At 67.6% G+C, this 17,101-nt stretch carries 16 protein-coding genes; 10 read left to right on the top strand and 6 right to left on the bottom strand.

All coding sequences use genetic code 11. From position 1 onward, the window contains the following. Window positions 1-12 precede the first annotated feature (12 nt). Complete coding sequence (locus tag LPB260_RS27240) at window positions 13-1,476, bottom strand: c-type cytochrome (protein WP_208709001.1); 1,464 nt, start codon at window positions 1,474-1,476, stop codon at window positions 13-15. Window positions 1,477-1,711: 235 nt separating this feature from the next. Further along, entirely contained in the window at window positions 1,712-2,893 is a 1,182-nt protein-coding gene (locus LPB260_RS27235) for a CaiB/BaiF CoA-transferase family protein (RefSeq protein ID WP_208709000.1), read from the bottom strand. A gap of 230 nt (window positions 2,894-3,123) precedes the next feature. Here LPB260_RS27235 and LPB260_RS27230 point away from each other — a divergent pair, with 230 nt between their 5' ends. Then, on the top strand, window positions 3,124-4,122 hold the full coding sequence (locus LPB260_RS27230; protein ID WP_208708999.1) for an AraC family transcriptional regulator: 999 nt from the start codon (window positions 3,124-3,126) through the stop codon (window positions 4,120-4,122). Window positions 4,123-4,138: 16 nt separating this feature from the next. Here the strand turns inward: LPB260_RS27230 and LPB260_RS27225 are convergent, their stop codons facing one another. Then, window positions 4,139-5,323, bottom strand: coding sequence for an MFS transporter (locus LPB260_RS27225; protein WP_208708998.1), 1,185 nt, complete (start codon window positions 5,321-5,323; stop codon window positions 4,139-4,141). Between the two features lie 197 nt (window positions 5,324-5,520). Between LPB260_RS27225 and LPB260_RS27220 the strand changes: the two genes are divergently transcribed. Beyond that, entirely contained in the window at window positions 5,521-6,366 is an 846-nt protein-coding gene (locus LPB260_RS27220; RefSeq protein WP_208708997.1) for an EamA family transporter, read from the top strand. A gap of 151 nt (window positions 6,367-6,517) precedes the next feature. Here the strand turns inward: LPB260_RS27220 and LPB260_RS27215 are convergent, their stop codons facing one another. Further along, window positions 6,518-7,171, bottom strand: a complete 654-nt coding sequence (locus LPB260_RS27215; protein WP_208708996.1) for a hypothetical protein — start codon at window positions 7,169-7,171, stop codon at window positions 6,518-6,520. A 195-nt stretch (window positions 7,172-7,366) separates the two neighbouring features. Continuing rightward, complete coding sequence (locus LPB260_RS27210; protein WP_208708995.1) at window positions 7,367-8,167, bottom strand: AraC family transcriptional regulator; 801 nt, start codon at window positions 8,165-8,167, stop codon at window positions 7,367-7,369. Window positions 8,168-8,573: 406 nt separating this feature from the next. Here LPB260_RS27210 and LPB260_RS27205 point away from each other — a divergent pair, with 406 nt between their 5' ends. Together LPB260_RS27205 and LPB260_RS27200 are read left to right on the top strand one after the other, a co-directional pair. After that, entirely contained in the window at window positions 8,574-9,284 is a 711-nt protein-coding gene (locus LPB260_RS27205) for a 4'-phosphopantetheinyl transferase (protein WP_208708994.1), read from the top strand. 107 nt (window positions 9,285-9,391) lie between these two features. Continuing rightward, on the top strand, window positions 9,392-10,681 hold the full coding sequence (locus LPB260_RS27200) for a M18 family aminopeptidase (protein WP_208708993.1): 1,290 nt from the start codon (window positions 9,392-9,394) through the stop codon (window positions 10,679-10,681). Between the two features lie 10 nt (window positions 10,682-10,691). Here the strand turns inward: LPB260_RS27200 and LPB260_RS27195 are convergent, their stop codons facing one another. Then, complete coding sequence (locus LPB260_RS27195) at window positions 10,692-11,408, bottom strand: UTRA domain-containing protein (protein WP_208708992.1); 717 nt, start codon at window positions 11,406-11,408, stop codon at window positions 10,692-10,694. Between the two features lie 326 nt (window positions 11,409-11,734). Here LPB260_RS27195 and LPB260_RS27190 point away from each other — a divergent pair, with 326 nt between their 5' ends. The 6 genes from LPB260_RS27190 to LPB260_RS27165 all read left to right on the top strand — a co-directional run bounded on the left by LPB260_RS27190 (window position 11,735) and on the right by LPB260_RS27165 (window position 17,028). Further along, a complete protein-coding gene (locus LPB260_RS27190; RefSeq protein ID WP_208708991.1) occupies window positions 11,735-12,793 on the top strand; it encodes an ABC transporter substrate-binding protein in 1,059 nt (352 codons plus the stop codon). 94 nt (window positions 12,794-12,887) lie between these two features. Continuing rightward, on the top strand, window positions 12,888-13,694 hold the full coding sequence (locus LPB260_RS27185; RefSeq protein ID WP_208708990.1) for an alkaline phosphatase family protein: 807 nt from the start codon (window positions 12,888-12,890) through the stop codon (window positions 13,692-13,694). Beyond that, window positions 13,691-14,605, top strand: coding sequence for an ABC transporter permease subunit (locus LPB260_RS27180; protein WP_208708989.1), 915 nt, complete (start codon window positions 13,691-13,693; stop codon window positions 14,603-14,605). Before LPB260_RS27185 ends, LPB260_RS27180 begins: the two co-directional genes overlap by 4 nt. Further along, complete coding sequence (locus tag LPB260_RS27175; protein ID WP_208708988.1) at window positions 14,592-15,389, top strand: ABC transporter permease; 798 nt, start codon at window positions 14,592-14,594, stop codon at window positions 15,387-15,389. The genes LPB260_RS27180 and LPB260_RS27175 overlap by 14 nt, the downstream gene beginning before the upstream one ends. Next, window positions 15,386-16,375, top strand: coding sequence for an ABC transporter ATP-binding protein (locus LPB260_RS27170; RefSeq protein WP_208708987.1), 990 nt, complete (start codon window positions 15,386-15,388; stop codon window positions 16,373-16,375). Before LPB260_RS27175 ends, LPB260_RS27170 begins: the two co-directional genes overlap by 4 nt. Continuing rightward, window positions 16,375-17,028, top strand: a complete 654-nt coding sequence (locus LPB260_RS27165; RefSeq protein ID WP_208708986.1) for an HAD family phosphatase — start codon at window positions 16,375-16,377, stop codon at window positions 17,026-17,028. Before LPB260_RS27170 ends, LPB260_RS27165 begins: the two co-directional genes overlap by 1 nt. Window positions 17,029-17,101: the final 73 nt, after the last annotated feature.

Below are 17,101 nucleotides of genomic sequence, written 5' to 3'. Positions count from 1 at the left end.
GAGCGCCCGGGGCTACTCTCCCGACTCCACCTTGCCGGCATCAGCATCGCTGTCCGTCAGGGAGCCGATCAGGGCGATCAGCGCCTGCAACTCCTCGTCGCTCGGGGCATAGGCCGGCATCATCGGCGCGTAGCCTCTGACGACCTGGCTGTTGGGGTTAAGGATAGACTCTTTTAGGTAGGCCTCATCGACCCGCACCTGGGTGCCGTCGGCCAGGGTCTCGGTCTTGCCATACAGCCCCTGCCAGCCCGGCCCGACGCTTGGGCTGCCGTCGAGGCTGTGGCACGCCAGGCAGCCGAGGGACTCGGCCACCTGGCGCCCGTGGCGGACCGTACCCCCTGCCGCGCCATCGTCCCCCGTGGGTTCGGCGGCCGGCACACCGCTCAGCGACTTGATCAACGCGACCAGGGCGTCCAGTTCGTCCTTGGCAAACGCATAGGCGACCATCACCGGCGGATAGCCCTGCACCATCCTGGCCTTGGGGTCGATGATCGACTCCTTCAAATAGGCCTCATCGACGACGACGCTGCTGCCGTCGGCCAGGGTCTCGGTCTTGCCATACAGCCCCAGCCAGCCTGGCCCGAGGCTGGCGCTGCCATCCAGGCTGTGGCAGGCCAGGCAACCATGGCTCTGGGCGAGGATACGGCCCTGCTCCAGCAGGTCGTCCCGGCCCGGCCTGGCCGCCGTAGCCAGGGACTGGGCGAAGGTCGGCTGGGCGGCGAGCCATTGCTCGAACGCCGCCGGTGGCTCGACGCGCAGGAAGCCGCGCATGTTGTAGTGGCCAACGCCACAGTATTCGGCGCAGAGCACCTCGTACTTGCCGGTCTGGGTCGGGGTGAACCAGAAGTAGGAGACCATGCCCGGAACCATGTCCATCTTGCTGCGAATCTGCGGGATATAGAAATTGTGCAGCACGTCCTTGGAACGCAGCAGCACCTTGACCGGGCGGCCGAGAGGCAGGCGCACTTCGTTGCTCTTGACCAGTACATCGTCCTGCCCGGCCGGGTCGCCGGGGTCGATCCCGAGGGGGTTGCCGGCGTCGATATGCTTGACGTCCGACTTGCCCAGCTGGCCGTCGGCACCGGGAAAACGAAATGCCCACTGCCACTGCTGGGCGACCACCTCCAGCTCATGAGCCTCCTCGGGCACCCTGACGAAGTCGTCGTAAACCACCAGCCCCGGGGTCAGCATGCCGACGATGCCGACGCTGGTGACGCCGATCAGCCACCACTCGAGCTTCTTGTTTTCCGGTTCATAGGCCGCCCGCCGGCCCTCGCGATGACGGAAGCGGATGAGCGCCACCGCCATGAACAGGGTCACGGCGACAAAGAAGATTCCGGTGATTACCAGGGTGATCAGCAGCGTGGTGTCTATCGACCCCCAGTTGGACACCGCGGGGGTCAGGTGCCAGGGGCTGAGCAGGTGGAACAGCACCGACGCGACGACGATTAGAATCAAGATAATTGCAATTGCCATTGTCTTTTCATCCTGTCTGCGTTGGCACCGGGCAAGGCCCGGGCCGCACTGAGCAACAGCGGCCTGCAATCAATCTCGGCCTATCCCCCAACGGCGCAAGCCCGCGTCGGCACTGCCGGGGGCAGCGCCTGCAAAAGTATAGTGCAGGGCCGCAGCGGCCACTTTCGGCCCGTGGCGGCCAGCTGGAGGAGCCGTTCGGCGTGCGCGCGCCGTGGCGGCTTCGCTCGCAAAAACCTCAGGCGATGACCTTGCTGGCCCTGAGTTCGGCGATCCGTTCCGGCGCATAGCCCAGTTCGCTCAGCACCTGATCGGTGTGCGCGCCGAGCGCGGCGCCGATGTGCCGCGGTGCGGGCAGTCCGCCGGAGAACTTGATCGGGCAGGCGATCTGCTTCTGCGCCGGCGCATCGTCGCGCGGCACCTCGGTGATCAGCTGACGGGCCTTGAGCTGGGGATGCTCGACGGCCTCGGAGAGGTTCAGCATCGGCTCGACGCAGGCATCCTCGGCAGCGAACAGCCGGTTCCATTCGGCGAAGTCACGCCTGGCGATCTCGGCTTCGATCTCGCGCTTGAGCGCTCGCTGCTCGGCGGGATCGGCCGACAGCCCACGCCCGGCCAGTTCGGGGCGGCCGATGACCGCGCAGAATCGCTGCATGAACTGCGGTTCCAGGCTGCCGACCGACAGCCAGCGCCCATCGCGGGTGCGGTAGTAATCGTAGAAGCTGCCGCCATTGAGCACCTGGCTTTCCATCTGCGGCTCGACGCCGGCGGCCAGGTAGCCGGCCCCGGCCATGCCGTGCAGGCTGAAGGCGCAGTCGGTCATGCTCACGTCGACCTGCTGCCCCTGCCCCGTGACCTGGCGCTGGATCACCGCCGCCAGCAGGCCCATCACCCCGTGCAACGAGCCGCCGGCGATATCCGCCAGTTGCACGCCCAGGGGCAGCGGACCGCTGTCGCGCCGGCCGCTATAGCTGGCGAGGCCGGCCAGGGCCAGGTAGTTGATGTCGTGGCCGGCTCGGTCCTTGTAGGGCCCGGTCTGGCCATAGCCGGTGATCGACACGTAGATCAGCCGCGGGTTGATCGCCTTGAGCGCCGCATAGCCGACCCCCAGCTTGTCCATCACCCCGGGGCGGAACTGCTCGAGGACGATGTCGTACTCGCCCACCAGCTGCTTGACCATGTCCACCGCCTCGGCGCGCTTGAGGTCCAGGGCAATGCTGCGCTTGTTGCGATTGATATAGGCGTGGCTGGCCGAGACGCCGCCATCGTGGGGCGGCAGCACACGCACCAGGTCCATGCGGCTGGGCGACTCGACGCGCAACACCTCGGCGCCCATGTCGGCGAGCAACAGGGTGGCGAACGGCCCCGGCAGCAGGGTGGAGAAATCGAGAATTTTCAGGGAGGACAGCGGGCCGTTCATTTCAGCTCCTCGGATCAGCGGCCGGACTGGGCGGTGCCGGTGGCGACAGTGCAGGGGCCGGGCCGGCGCGAACGCGCCCATATCCCGGGCCAGTAGCCCTGCAGAGTAGGCAACGCCGGCAGGCGGCTCAATGACCCAGGCGCTCGGCCTCGATTGACCCATTCGCTCGCCCGGCTTGTCCTGCCGCGGTCAGCCTGCCTACCATCGGCGGCCTGAACAGGAGCCTGCCCATGCGCGAACGCACCATCGCCAGCCACTTCGTCCGCGCCGCCCTGCGCGGTGGCGTGCGCCAGGGCCTGGACGGCGCCGCGCTGCTGCGCCAGGCGGGCATCCAGCCGGCACTGCTCGACGAGCCGCGCGCGCGCATCGCTCCCGAGCAGTTCGCCCGCTTGATGCAGCTGCTCTGGGAGCGACTCGACGACGAGTACCTGGGCCTGGCGCGCCTGCGCAGCAGGCGCGGCACCTTCGCCATGATGTGCCACGCGATCATCCACTGCCGCACCCTGGACAAGGCCCTGAGCCGCGGCGCGCTGTTCTACGGGCTGTTCCCCGAGGCGCCGCGCATCCGCCTCGAGCGCGAGGGCGACTGGGCGCGCCTGAGCGTGGACGACGCCAGCCTGTGGGACCCGGACCATTTCCTGCTGGAGAGCCTGCTGGTGATCTGGCACCGCCTCGGCAGCTGGCTGATCGGCCAGCGCATCCGCCTGGAGCAGAGCCGTTTCGCCTATGCCGCACCGGCCCACGCCGGCGAATATGCCTTGCTGTTCCCCGGCCCCCGGCGCTTCGACGCCGACGCCAGCTGCCTGCTGTTCCACGCCCGCTACCTGACGATGCCGCTGCTGCAGGACGAACGCACGCTCAAGCACTTCCTCGAGCGCTCGCCGGCCGACCTGCTGGCGCGCCCCGACGGCGGCGACAGCCTGACCGGCCAGATCCGCCGCCTGCTCGGCCGCGACTGCCGGCATTGGCCGGACCTGGACGGCATCGCCCGCCAACTGCACCTGAGCCCGCCAACCCTGCGCCGCCACCTGCGCGAGGAAGGCTCGAGCTTCCAGGAATTGAAGGACCAGCTGCGCTGCGACCTGGCGATCTACCAGCTGGGCCGCGACGAGCTGTCGATCCAGGCGATCGCCGAGCAGCTGGGTTTTTCCGAGCCCTCGGCGTTTCACCGCGCGTTCAAGAAGTGGACCGGACTGACCCCCGGCGCCTACCGGGCCCAGGAACACTAGCCGCCGACGCGGCCCGTCACAGGCGCCGCGCGCCCCAGGCGGCCAGCAGGAACAGGCTCGTCAGCACCGCCAGCAGGGGCAGCCAGCCGCCGTGCTGCCAGACGTAGCCGCCGACATAGCCGACCAGGCTGGAGCCCAGGTAGTAGGCGCACAGGTACAGCGCCGAGGCCTGGGCCTTGGCGCCCTGGGCGCGTTGGCCGACCTGGCCGCTGGCCACCGCATGGGCGGCGAAGAAGCCCAGGGTGAACAGCGCCAGGCCGCTCACCACCACCCCCAGCCAGGGCGTGGCGCACAGTGCCACGCCGAGCAGCATGATGCCGATGCCGCCCTGCAGCACCCGGCGCGCACCGAAGCGCGGCACCAGCCGACCGGCCCAGCCGGCGCTGAAGATCCCCAGCAGGTAGACGCTGAACAGCAGGCCGATGGCGCTCGGCGACAGGTTGAACGGCGCCCGGGCCAGGCGAAAGCCGATGTAGTTGAACAGCGCGACGAAGCCGCCCATCAGCAGGAAGGCGAGCAGGAACAGGCTGCGCAGCTCGGCGTTGCCCAGGTGCTTGGCGAAGTTGCCGAGCAGTCCGCGCAGCGACAGCGGCTGGGCCTGGAAATGCCGGGAGGGCGGCAGCAGCCAGAGGAACAGCGCCAGGGCCAGCAGCCCCAGCCCGGCGATGCCGCCGAGGGCCAGGTGCCAGCCACCGAGGTCGCTGAGCACGCCGGCGAGCAGGCGGCCGAGCAGGCCGCCGAGCGCCGTGCCGCCGATATACAGGCCCATCGCCGCGGGCAGTGCCGCCGGGTCGAACTCCTCGCCGACATAGGCCATGGCCAGCGCCGGCAGGCCGCTCAGGGCCAGGCCGAGCAGCGCCCGCAACAGCAACAGGTAGTCCCAGCTTTCGACCAGGGCACAGCCGAGCCCCAGCACGCTGGCCAGGGCCAGGGCGGCGGCCATCACCGGCTTGCGCCCCCAGCTCTCGGCCAGGGCGCCGGACACCAGCAGGCACAGCGCCAGGCTCAGGGTCGCCAGGGACAGGGCCAGGCTGCTGGCCGCGGCCGACACCGAGAACTCGGCGGCCAGTTGTGGCAGCAGCGGCTGCACGCAATAGAGCATGGCGAAGGTGGCGAAGCCGGCGCAGAACAGCGCCAGGGTGGCGCGCCGATAGGCGCCGGTACCGCGCTGCAGGTGCGCGCTGACAGGGGAGGTAGACATCGCAGGGGCTCGCAAATCCGGCCACAGGCAGGCCGCGGCGCAAGCCTAGCATGGAGCCACGCCCTCACGGCCCCCGGCCGCCACAGCCATCGCTCTATTCCGCGCCTTCCGACCCGACACAGAAGGACGACCGATACCCGGCGCCTGTGGCAGTATTGCCACGTTGCAGGGCGCCACTGGTACAAGGAAGAAGCCGCTTGGAAACCTCCGTATTTCTCGCCGTGATGGCCGCCGCCGCCCTGCATGCCGGCTGGAACGCCCTGCTCAAGATCGGCCTCGATCGTTTTCTCACCGCCTGCCTGATCCAGATCGCCGCCGGCGCGGTGGCCCTCTGCGCCCTGCCCTTCGTGGCCTTTCCCCAGGCCGCGGCCTGGCCGTGGATCGCCCTCTCCGCCCTGCTGCATATCGGCTACAACAGCTTTCTCGCCCGCGCCTACCAATATGGCGACCTGGGCCAGGTCTACCCGATCTCCCGCGGCAGCTCGACGCTGCTCGTCGCCCTGCTGTCGGTCACCCTGCTGGCCGACAGCCTGCCGGCCGGGCAGTGGCTCGGCTTGCTGACGCTGGTCGCCGGCATCTGGCTGATGGCCCTGCGCGGCAGCCAGCGGGCGGCCGCGTTGAATGCGCCCATGCTGTTCAGCGCGCTGATGACCGCCTGCTTCATCGCCGGCTACACCCTGTCCGACGCAGTCGGCGCGCGCCACAACCAGGACGCCCTGTCCTACTCGATGTGGCTGTTCACGGTCAGTGGCGTGGTCATGGCCCTGGTGGTCGCGGCAACCCGTGGGCCGCGGGCGTTCCTGCGCCTGGGGCCGCACTGGAAAGGCGGCCTGGCCGGCGGCGCGCTGTCGCTGGCGGCCTACAGCATCGTCATCTGGGCGATGACCCAGGCGCCGGTGGCGCTGGTCTCGGCGCTGCGCGAATCCAGCGTGCTGTTCGCCCTGCTGATCGGCAGCTTGTGGCTCAAGGAAAGCCTGCCCGCGATCCGCCTGCTGGCCTGCGGGCTGATCCTGTTCGGCATGCTGGTGATGAAACTGGCCTGAAGCCCCGCGAAGCCGTCGCGACGGCCAGACAAGTATCCCGCAAGCTGCGTGACCAGCAGCATTGCGGGACTATTCGATCATGCGCCCCAGCGCACTTGTCCTCCTGGCATGGCCTGGTGGCCGAGGAGCGCGCCGCCTGGCCGGTGGCCCGCTATTTCACCTCGGCTTCCAGTGGCTCGACGCTAACCGAGAAGCTGCGCACGCGGCCCTGCTCCTGGATCTGGTGCACGCCGATCCCGGTGACGGTACCGGTGCCGAGCGAGAACACGCCATGATCTTCGCCCTTGATCTTGAAATCACGGTCCGACTCGCAGTCGCAATCCTCGGCCCCTACGAAGGGTCCGGGGTTGAACGTGCCGTCGTTGTGGAAGTGGGCGAAGCCTGGGTGTGCATTCTCGACAAACTCGTTCTCGTCGTCGTCGAGTTTTTCCGTGTTATCGAACGCCCGTCCGCGAATGCCACGCAGCACCTGATAGTTGTTGTTGACGGTCAGGTTCCAGGTGATGCGCAGGCCGAAGCTGTCCTCGGCAGGCGCCACCTCCTGGACGAAACCGATGTCGATCGGCTTGGCGCTGGCGATGTTGAGGGTCAGGTCGAGGGTGCCCTTGTTGCGCCCGGTGCCGGCATTGCCGGTGAATACACAATTGCTCACCTGAGCGTCATCGAAGGTCAGCATCCAACCGGTATCCCGATTGGCGTCGGCCAGTTCGCAGGTGCCTGCATTTGCCGCGCCGGCATACAGCCCTGCGCCGGCGATTCCCAGGGCCAGTGGCACCGAGTAGATTTTCAACCAGTGAGTGAACATGGTGTCCTCCTTCTCTCCGCAAAGCCCCAGCCTTCGGGTTCGCTTCCTCCCACAGCAGACATAGCCAAAAAGTTGCTCCGCCTCTCTACACCGGAAAGGCAGGAGCGACAGCAGAAGCCCGCGAGGCGGTCGACTACTGTCGGGTGCAAGTATGGGCTTCAGACTAAAGTCTGACTTTACTTTGATTGCGTAACGCTATGCGTCTTCTGGAAGGAGGCGACCATCGGGCGGGCTCATCCGGTATTCGGACGGGGTGACCCCGATTCGCTGGTGAAACAGCCGGGAGAAGTGCGAGGGGTTGCGGAAGCCGGCGGCAATGGCCACCTCGGCAATGCTGGCGTGGGAGTTGAGCAGCATCTCCAGGGAGCGCTGCAGCCGGTAGCGACACAGGTATTCGCGGAAGGTCAGCCCGTACACGCGTTTGAAGCAACGGCTGAATTCATAGACGCTCATGCGGCAGCAGCCGGCGACATCCTCCAGGCGCAGCACTTCACCATAGTGGCGCTGAACATAGGTCAGCGCCTGCTGGGTCAGCCGCTCCGTCGGGCCTGGAGCGCCGATGCGCGCCTCCCGGGGAATCAGCGGCGCGGGCATGGCGATCCGCCGGGCAGCGTCCGGGTTGGCCGGCAACACCGACAGCAGCTGCCTGATCCGTCGCCACAGCTCCTCGGCCGAGACGGGCTTGACCAGGTAATCCCAGACCCGGGTGCGAAACGCCCACACCGCCAGCGCCTCGGAATGATGGACGGTGAGCATCAGAATGGGCAGGGCGGGATAGGCACGCTTGGTCGCACGCAGCGCCTTCAAGCCAGGCAGATTCGGGTAGTCGTACTCGAAGCAGGCCAGCAGCGGCGCGTGCTGATCGATGTCCTGCATGAGGCTCGCGGTTCCGACCAGATGATGCAGCCGAAAATGCGCCTTCAACTCGCCGACAGGACTGGGCTCATGGGTGTCGCTGCGCAGATCTGTCCAGACGAGGCCCGGCAAACTCATCATTCGCCTCCCAGCCTATTCACCCCGCCCGCGAACGGTGAGCAGGGTCATCGTTGGCACAGGCCTGCCGGCGATTCACAGGCACACCCGCGCGGCTACTCATTGGGCAAGTATAGGCACGCAGCGGTGCAGCGCCCCCAGCCAATGCGGCAGCCTGCCCGGCGGGGCCGGTAGGCAGCCGCGCAAAAAAAACGGGAGCCCAAACGGGCTCCCGTACTCGAATCTGAGAAAAGGTCGGGGCCGGCGGACACCGGCACCAACTACAACCTCACCTGCGTCCCCGAAGAAACGCGGCGCCAGTCTGGCAAATGCCCGAGCGACTATCCGTTTAGCTTTGTTGCGCTTTTGCAAAGAAATGTAACCACCCGGGCGGCTGGCGGCCGCCGGCGGCTCCCGGCAGAATGCCGGCATGAGCGAACCCTACCTGCCGTCCTGCTGCACCCCGCTGAGCGACCGCTGGCCTCTGCCGCACGCGCTGCCTGGCGTGCACCTGCTCAGCACAAGCTTTAGCGCCGAGCGCCTGGATGGCGAGGACTTCAGCCGCTGCGCCATCGCCCCGGTGCGCGGAGTGGCCAAACGCCAGGCCGAATACCTGGCCGGCCGCCTGTGCGCGCGCGAGGCATTGCGCCGCCTGACCGGGCAGCCGCAGGTTCCCGCGGTCGGCGCCGACCGGGCACCGCAATGGCCGGCTGGGGTGGTCGGTTCGATCAGCCACGGCCACGGCTGGGCCGCTGCCCTGGTGGCGCACAGAAGCGCCTGGCGCGGCCTGGGCCTGGATATCGAGCCCCCCCTGGCGAGCGCGCGCGCCGAGCGGCTGGCCGCGGAGATCCTCACCCCGACCGAGTTGCACCGGCTCCAGTCGCTGCCCGCCGAGCAGCGCGCCTGGCGCGTCAGCCTGACCTTCTCGCTCAAGGAAAGCCTGTTCAAGGCGCTCTACCCCCTGGTGCTGCGCCGCTTCTACTTCCACGACGCCGAGCTGCTGAACTGCCAGGACGACGGCCGCGCGCGCCTACGCCTGCTGATCGACCTGGGCGCCGACTGGCCGGCCGGCAGCGAGCTGCAGGGCCAGTTCGCCGAGTGCGACGGCCAGCTGCTCAGCCTGGTCAGCATCCCGGCCTGAGCCCACCCCATCCAATCTCGGCCATGGCGGACGCTGGCGAGACACAGGCCGCGCCAATGCCGGCGACAAATCCGATAAACTCCGCGCATTGCCGCCAGGAGTGCCCCATGCGCGAAGAACTGAACCAAGGCCTGATCGATTTCCTCAAGGCCTCGCCGACGCCCTTTCATGCCACCGCCGCCCTCGCCCAGCGCCTGCAGGCAGCCGGCTTCCAGCCACTGGACGAACGCGCCTCCTGGCACACCGAGGCCGGCGGCCGTTATTACGTGACCCGCAACGACTCCTCGATCATCGCCTTCAAGCTCGGCCAGCGTCCGCCCGTCGAGGGTGGCCTGCGCCTGGTCGGCGCCCACACCGACAGCCCCTGCCTGCGGGTCAAGCCCCATCCGGAGCTGCAGCGCCAGGGCTTCTTCCAGCTCGGCGTGGAAGTCTACGGCGGCGCACTGTTCACCCCCTGGTTCGACCGCGACCTGTCGCTGGCCGGACGGGTGACCTTCCGCGAGAGCGGCAAGGTGCAGAGCCAGCTGATCGACTTCCAGGCGCCGATCGCGGTGATCCCCAACCTGGCCATCCACCTCAACCGCGAGGCCAACCAGGGCTGGAACATCAACGCGCAGACCGAGCTGCCGCCGATCCTGGCCCAGCTCACCGGCAGCGAGGCGGCGGACTTCCGCGCCCTGCTGGCCGACCAGCTGGCCAGCGAACACGGCCTGAGCGCCGATGCGGTGCTGGATTACGAGCTGAGCTTCTACGACACCCAGGCCGCCGCGGTGATCGGCCTCAATCGCGACTTCATCGCCGGCGCCCGCCTGGACAACCTGCTGTCCTGCTACGCCGGCCTGCAGGCGCTGCTGGCCGCCCCGGACGCCGAGAGCTGCGTGCTGGTGTGCAACGACCACGAGGAGGTCGGCTCCACCTCCGCCTGCGGCGCCGACGGGCCGATGCTCGAGCAGGTGCTGCGCCGGGTGCTGCCGGAGGGCGATGCCTTCGTGCGCTGCATCCAGCGTTCGCTGCTGGTCTCCGCCGACAATGCCCACGCCGTGCACCCCAACTACCCGGACAAGCACGACGAGAACCACGGGCCCAAGCTCAACGCCGGCCCGGTGATCAAGATCAACAGCAACCAGCGCTACGCCACCAACAGCGAAACGGCCGGTTTCTTCCGCCACCTGTGCCTGGAGAACGAAGTGCCGGTGCAGAGCTTCGTCACCCGCAGCGACATGGGCTGCGGTTCGACCATCGGCCCGCTCACCGCCGGCCAGCTGGGCGTGCGCACCGTCGACATCGGCCTGCCGACCTTCGCCATGCACTCGATCCGCGAGCTGGCCGGCAGCCAGGACCTGGCGCACCTGGTCAAGGTGCTCACCGCCTTCTACGCCAGCGCCGAACTGCCCTGAGCCGGCGGCGCTACTCCGGCACCTCGACGCTCACATGCAGGGCGTCGTGGCGCCAGAACTCCAGGTCGCAGTCGATCAGCCGGCCGTGCTGGTCACGGTTGACCCGCACGATGCGCAGCGCCGGGCTGCCCAGGGCCACCTTAAGCGCGGCCGCGGCCTCGCTGTGCAGGGCGGTCGGCACCATGTCGAAACGCACCCGGCCGTAACGCACCCCGTACTCGTGCTCGTACAGCTCGGTCAGCGAGCGGGTCAGGTCGAACCCCAGGATTCCCGGGAAATAGGCCGGGTTGAGGTAGTGCTCGACGTACAGCACCAGGCGCCCGTCGATGCGCCGGGCGCGGCGGATCTGGTAGACGCTGGACAGCGCCGGTAGCGCCAGCAGCTGGCAGATTTCCGCATTGGCCGGCATCAGCCGCGCACTCAGCACCTCGGTGGCCGGCACCCGCCCCTGCTCGCCGACCATGGCATGGAAGTGGCTGCGCACCAGCGGGTTGTAAGTCAGCCGCGGCGGCGAGACGAACCAGCCGCGACGCTCCTCGCGGTAGACCAGCCCCTGCGCCTCCAGCTGGCCGAGCGCCTCGCGCAGGGTGATGCGCGTGGTGTCGAACAGCTCGCTGAGCTTGCGCTCGGCCGGCAGCTTGCTGCCAGAGGGCAGCAAGCCATGTTCGATCTGCTCTTCCAGTGCACGGCAGATGGTGGTGACGGCACGCGGCGCTTCTTCGCGCATCAACGATTCCCCTTTGGCCTAGTCCAGCTCGACCCGGACGCCAAGATTCCAGGGCTGGAGTCCGGCGAGTCTGTTGCAAGTCTAGGCAATCTGCATGACCAGTCGATGACAACAGGCCAATCGCAGCATCCGGGTTAGCCGGAAAGATCGCCGTCAAACCGGCCAAGCGCCCGGTAATCCATGGTCTACGCTAGATGAGCGCCAATCTGGCGAACGGCCTGGAAATGCGCACGCGCGCGGCGGACATAAAACTGTCACCTCCGCCGCCTAGATTGACCCGGACTCTGCTGATCTAGACCAACACTCTCATCGCAAAGGAGTTTCCAATGAAACGATTGCTGCTGGCTTCACTGATGGGTTCGGCCATCGCCCTGGCCACCTCGGCCATGGCCGCTGACATGGACATGCAAGCGCTGGAACAGGCCGCCCGCGCCGAGGGCGAGGTGAACAGCGTGGGCATGCCCGACAGCTGGGCCAACTGGAAGGACACCTGGGAGGATCTGAACAGGCTGTACGGCCTCAAGCACCTGGACACCGACATGAGCTCGGCCCAGGAGATCGCCAAGTTCGCCGCCGAGAAGGACAACGCCACCGCCGATATCGGCGACGTCGGCGCCGCCTTCGGCCCCATCGCCGTGCAGCAGGGCGTGACCCAGCCGTTCAAGCCGAGCACCTGGGAGCAGATCCCGGCCTGGGCCAAGGATCAGGACGGCCACTGGATGCTGGCCTATACCGGCTCCATCGCCTTCATCGTCAACAAGAAGCTGGTCAAGGACATCCCCACCTCCTGGGCCGACCTGAAGAACGGCCAGTACAAGGTCGCCATCGGCGACGTCAGCGCCGCCGCCCAGGCGGTGAATGGCGTGCTGGCCGCGGCCATCGCCAACGGTGGCGACGAGAAGAACATCCAGCCGGGCCTGGACTTCTTCGCCGGCATCGCCGAGCAGGGCCGCCTGTCGCTGTCCAACCCGACCATCCAGACCCTGGAGAAGGGTGAGGTGGAGGTCGGCGTGGTGTGGGACTTCAACGGCCTGAGCTATCGCGACCAGATCGACCCGAGCCGCTTCGAAGTGCTGATCCCCTCCGACGGCTCGGTGATCTCCGGCTACAGCACCATCATCAACAAGTACGCCAAGCACCCCAACGCCGCCAAGCTGGCGCGCGAGTACATCCTCAGCGACGCCGGGCAGATCAACCTGGCCAAGGGCAACGCCCGGCCGATCCGCGCCGAGCACCTGACCCTGCCGGCCGAAGTGCAGGCCAAGCTGCTGCCCAACGAGCAGTACGCCAAGGTCCAGCCGATCAAGGACGCCGCGGCCTGGGAGACCACCTCCAAGGCGCTGCCACAGCTGTGGCAGGAACACGTGATCATCAATATGGAGTAAGCCGCGTTCGCCATCCGCACGCGCCGGAGGGACTGCCCTTGAGGCAGTTCCTCCGGCGCGCCGTCAAACGAACGCAATGGGGTCAACAGCAACGATGAAACACAACGTCATCCTGGTCGTACTGGATGGCCTGAATTACCAGGTCGCCCGCCATGCCCTGGGCCACCTGCAGGCCTACCGCGAAGCCGGGCGCGCCGCGCTGTACAAGCTCGACTGCGAGCTGCCCTCGCTGTCCCGGCCGCTCTATGAATGCATCCTCACCGGCGTGACGCCGATCGACAGCGGCATCGTGCACAACGATGTGGTGCGCCTGTCCAACCAGCGCAGCATCTTCCACTACGCCCGTGACTCCGGCCTGAGCACCGCCGCCGCGGCCTATCACTGGATCAGCGAGCTGTACAACCGCGCGCCCTTCGTCGCGGCCCGCGACCGCCATACCGCGGCGCCCGACCTGCCGATCCAGCACGGCCATTTCTACTACGCCGACCATTACCCGGACTCGCACCTGTTCGCCGACGCGGAAAGCCTGCGCCTGCGCCACCAGCCGAACTTCCTTCTGGTGCACCCGATGAACGTCGACGACGCCGGCCACAAGCACGGTCTCGACAGCGCCCAATACCGCAACAGCGCACGGCGCGCCGACATCATCCTGGCCGACTACCTGCAGGGCTGGTTGCAAGCCGGCTATCAGGTGCTGGTCACCGCCGACCATGGCATGAACGACGACCGCTCGCACAACGGCCTGCTGCCCGAGGAGCGCGAAGTACCGCTGTTCGTGCTGGGCGAGGCCTTCAGCCTGGACGAGGCGGCGCTGCCGAAGCAGACCGAGCTGTGCGGCACCGTCTGCGAGCTGCTCGGCGTGCCTCACGACAAACCCGTCTGCCGCGAGCTGCTGAAATGACCGTGCCACTGGAAAACACCCCGAAGCACCCCGGCACATTGCTGCCGGAGCGCGTGGCCGCACCGCCAGCTCGACTGCGCGTGCCGGGCAGATGGCTGGCCCTGCTCTGCCTGCTGCCCTTCGCCGTATTCTTCATCGCCTTCCAGATCGCCCCGCTGGCGTGGGTCGCCGTGCACAGCCTGAGCGTCGGAGACGGCTGGGGCCTGGACAACTTCGAGAAGATATTCAGCTCCAGGTTCTACCTGCAGGCGATCAAGCACAGCCTGCAGATCGCCTTCTGGTCCAGCCTGTTCGGCATCGTCATCGCCATCCTCGGCAGCTATTCGCTGCGCCAGGTGGACTCCAAGCTGCGCGACTTCGTCATCGCCTTCTCCAACATGACCAGCAACTTCGCCGGGGTACCGCTGGCCTTCGCCTTCATCATCCTGCTCGGCTTCAACGGCGCGCTGACCCTGCTGCTCAAGCAGATCGGCATCATCGAGGACTTCAACCTCTACTCCAAGACCGGCCTGATCGTGCTCTACACCTACTTCCAGATTCCCCTCGGCGTGTTGCTGCTGTACCCGGCCTTCGACGCCCTGCGCGAGGACTGGCGCGAGTCGGCCGCCCTGCTCGGCGCCGGCACCTGGGACTACTGGCGGCACATCGGCCTGCCGGTGCTGACCCCGGCGCTGCTCGGCACCTTCGTCATCCTCCTGGCCAACGCCCTGGGCGCCTACGCCACGGTGTACTACCTGACCACCGGCAACTTCAACGTGCTGCCGATCCGCATCGCCGGGCTGGTGTCCGGCGACATCTCGCTCAACCCGGACCTGGCCAGCGCCCTGGCCATGGTGCTGGTCGGCCTGATGGCGGTGATCACCGTGGCCCACCAGCTGCTGCTCAAGAGGAGCTACCATGTCTCGCGCTGACGCCAAGCCCGGCGAGCTGTATCACCGGGTAGTGGTCTGGCTGCTGTTCGTGATCCTGCTGCTGCCGCTGGCCGCCACCCTGCTCTACTCGCTGTCCACCAGCTGGGGCGCGACCATCCTGCCGGACGGCCTGACCTTCAAGTGGTACCTGGCGCTGTGGAGCGACGCGCGCTTTCTCGCCGCCTTCGGCCAGTCGCTGCTGGTGTGCTTCGGCGCCCTGCTGCTGGCGGTGCTGCTGATCCTGCCGCTGCTGTTCGTGGTGCACTACCACTTCCCCAGGCTCGACGGCCTGATGAACATCCTCATCCTGCTGCCCTTCGCGGTGCCGCCGGTGGTGTCCTCGGTGGGCCTGTTGCAGGTCTACGGCTCGGGGCCGCTGGCCATGGTCGGCACGCCGTGGATCCTGATTGGCTGCTACTTCACCATCGCCCTGCCCTTCATGTACCGGGCGATCACCAACAACCTGCAGGCGATCAACCTGCGCGACCTGATGGACGCCGCCCACCTGCTCGGCGCCAGCACCTGGAAGGCGGCCTTCCTGGTGGTGCTGCCGAACCTGCGCAAGGGCCTGATGGTCTCGCTGTTCCTCTCCTTCAGCTTCCTGTTCGGCGAGTTCGTCTTCGCCAACCTGCTGGTGGGCACGCGCTACGAGACCCTGCAGGTGTACCTGAACAACATGCGTAACAGCAGCGGCCACTTCAACAGCGCGCTGGTGATTTCCTACTTCTTCTTCGTGCTGGTGTTCACCTGGGCCGCCAACCGCCTGAACAAGGACAAGACATGAGTTTCCTGAGCATCCAAGGCCTGCACAAAAGCTACGGCCAGACCCCGATCTTCAGCGATATCGACTGCGAAATCGGCCAGGGCGAATTCGTCACCCTGCTCGGCCCCTCGGGGTGCGGCAAGTCCACCCTGCTGCGCTGCATCGCCGGGCTGACCGGGGTCAACGGTGGGCGGATCCTCCTCGATGGCCAGGACCTGGTGCCGCTGGCGCCGCAGAAGCGCGGCATTGGCATGGTGTTCCAGAGCTACGCGCTGTTCCCCAACATGACCGTGCAGGAAAACGTCGCCTTCGGCCTGCGCATGCAGCAGGTCAAGGCGGACGAGAGCGGCCGGCGCGTGCGCGAAGCCCTGGACATGGTCGAACTGGGCGAGTTCGCCACGCGCTACCCGCAGCAGCTGTCCGGCGGCCAGTGCCAGCGCGTGGCCCTGGCCCGCTCGCTGGTCACCCGGCCGCGCCTGCTGCTGCTCGACGAGCCGCTGTCGGCGCTGGATGCGCGGATTCGCAAGCACCTGCGCGAGCAGATCCGCGGCATCCAGCAGGAGCTGGGCCTGACCACCATCTTCGTCACCCACGATCAGGAGGAGGCGCTGGTGATGAGCGACCGCATCTTCCTGATGAACGCTGGGCAGATCGTCCAGAGCGGCGATGCTGAGACGCTCTACACCGCGCCGGTCGACGCCTTCGCCGCCGGCTTTATCGGCAACTACAACCTGCTGGATGCCGAGGCCGCCACTCGCCTGCTCGGCCGCCCGGTCGGCGGGCGCATCGCCATCCGCCCGGAGGCCATCGCCCTCGGCGCCCAGGGCGAGATCGAGGCCCTGGTGCGCAGCCACAGCCTGCTCGGCAACGTCATCCGCTACCGCGTCGAGGCCCGCGGCGTCGAACTGCTGGTCGACGTGCTCAACCGCTCGGCGGCCGACATGCATGCCAGCGGCCAGCGCATCGCGCTGAACATCGACGCCCACGCCATCCATGAGGTGGCCTGATGGCCCTGGCAATCTTCGACCTGGACGAAACCCTGATCGACGGCGACTGCGCCAGCCTGTGGAGCGCCGAAATGGCCAAGCTCGGCTGGGTCGATGGCGACAGCTTCCTGGCCCGCGACCACGCGCTGATGGCGCTCTACGCCGAAGGCCGGCTGGCCATGGAGGACTACATGGCCTTCAGCCTCTCGCCCCTGGTCGGACGCAGCGCCGAGGAAGTGGCCTACGTCGTCGAGCCCTTCGTCGAGGAGGTGATCGAGCCGCTGCTCTACAGCGACGCCACCCGTTGCCTGGCCAGGCACCGCGTCGCCGGCGACCGCATCCTGGTCATCAGCGCCTCGGCGCACTTTCTGGTCAGCGCCATCGCCGCGCGACTCGGCATCGACGAGGTGCTGGCGATCGATCTGCAGCTGCAGCACGGCTGCTACACCGGCTACACCCAGGGCGTGCTGACCTACCGCGAGGGCAAGGTCACGCGCCTGCAGCAGTGGCTCGAGCAGCAGGGCGAAACCCTGGACGGCGCCTACTTCTACTCCGACTCGCGCAATGACCTGCCGCTGCTGCAGCTGGTCAGCCAGCCCCACGCGGTCAACCCCGATCCATTGCTGCGCGCCCACGCCGAACAGGTCGGCTGGCCGATATTGCACTGGCGCTAAGCCTTCCCGGCAGAGGCGCACAGCGGTAACGTGGCGCCCCTGGCAACCCTGCCCAGCAGCCGACCCTCTGACC

It is taken from the genome of Pseudomonas sp. LPB0260, from assembly GCF_013388395.1.
Note: the sequence above shows the minus strand (reverse complement) of the source record. Positions and strands in the feature narration are given on the sequence as shown.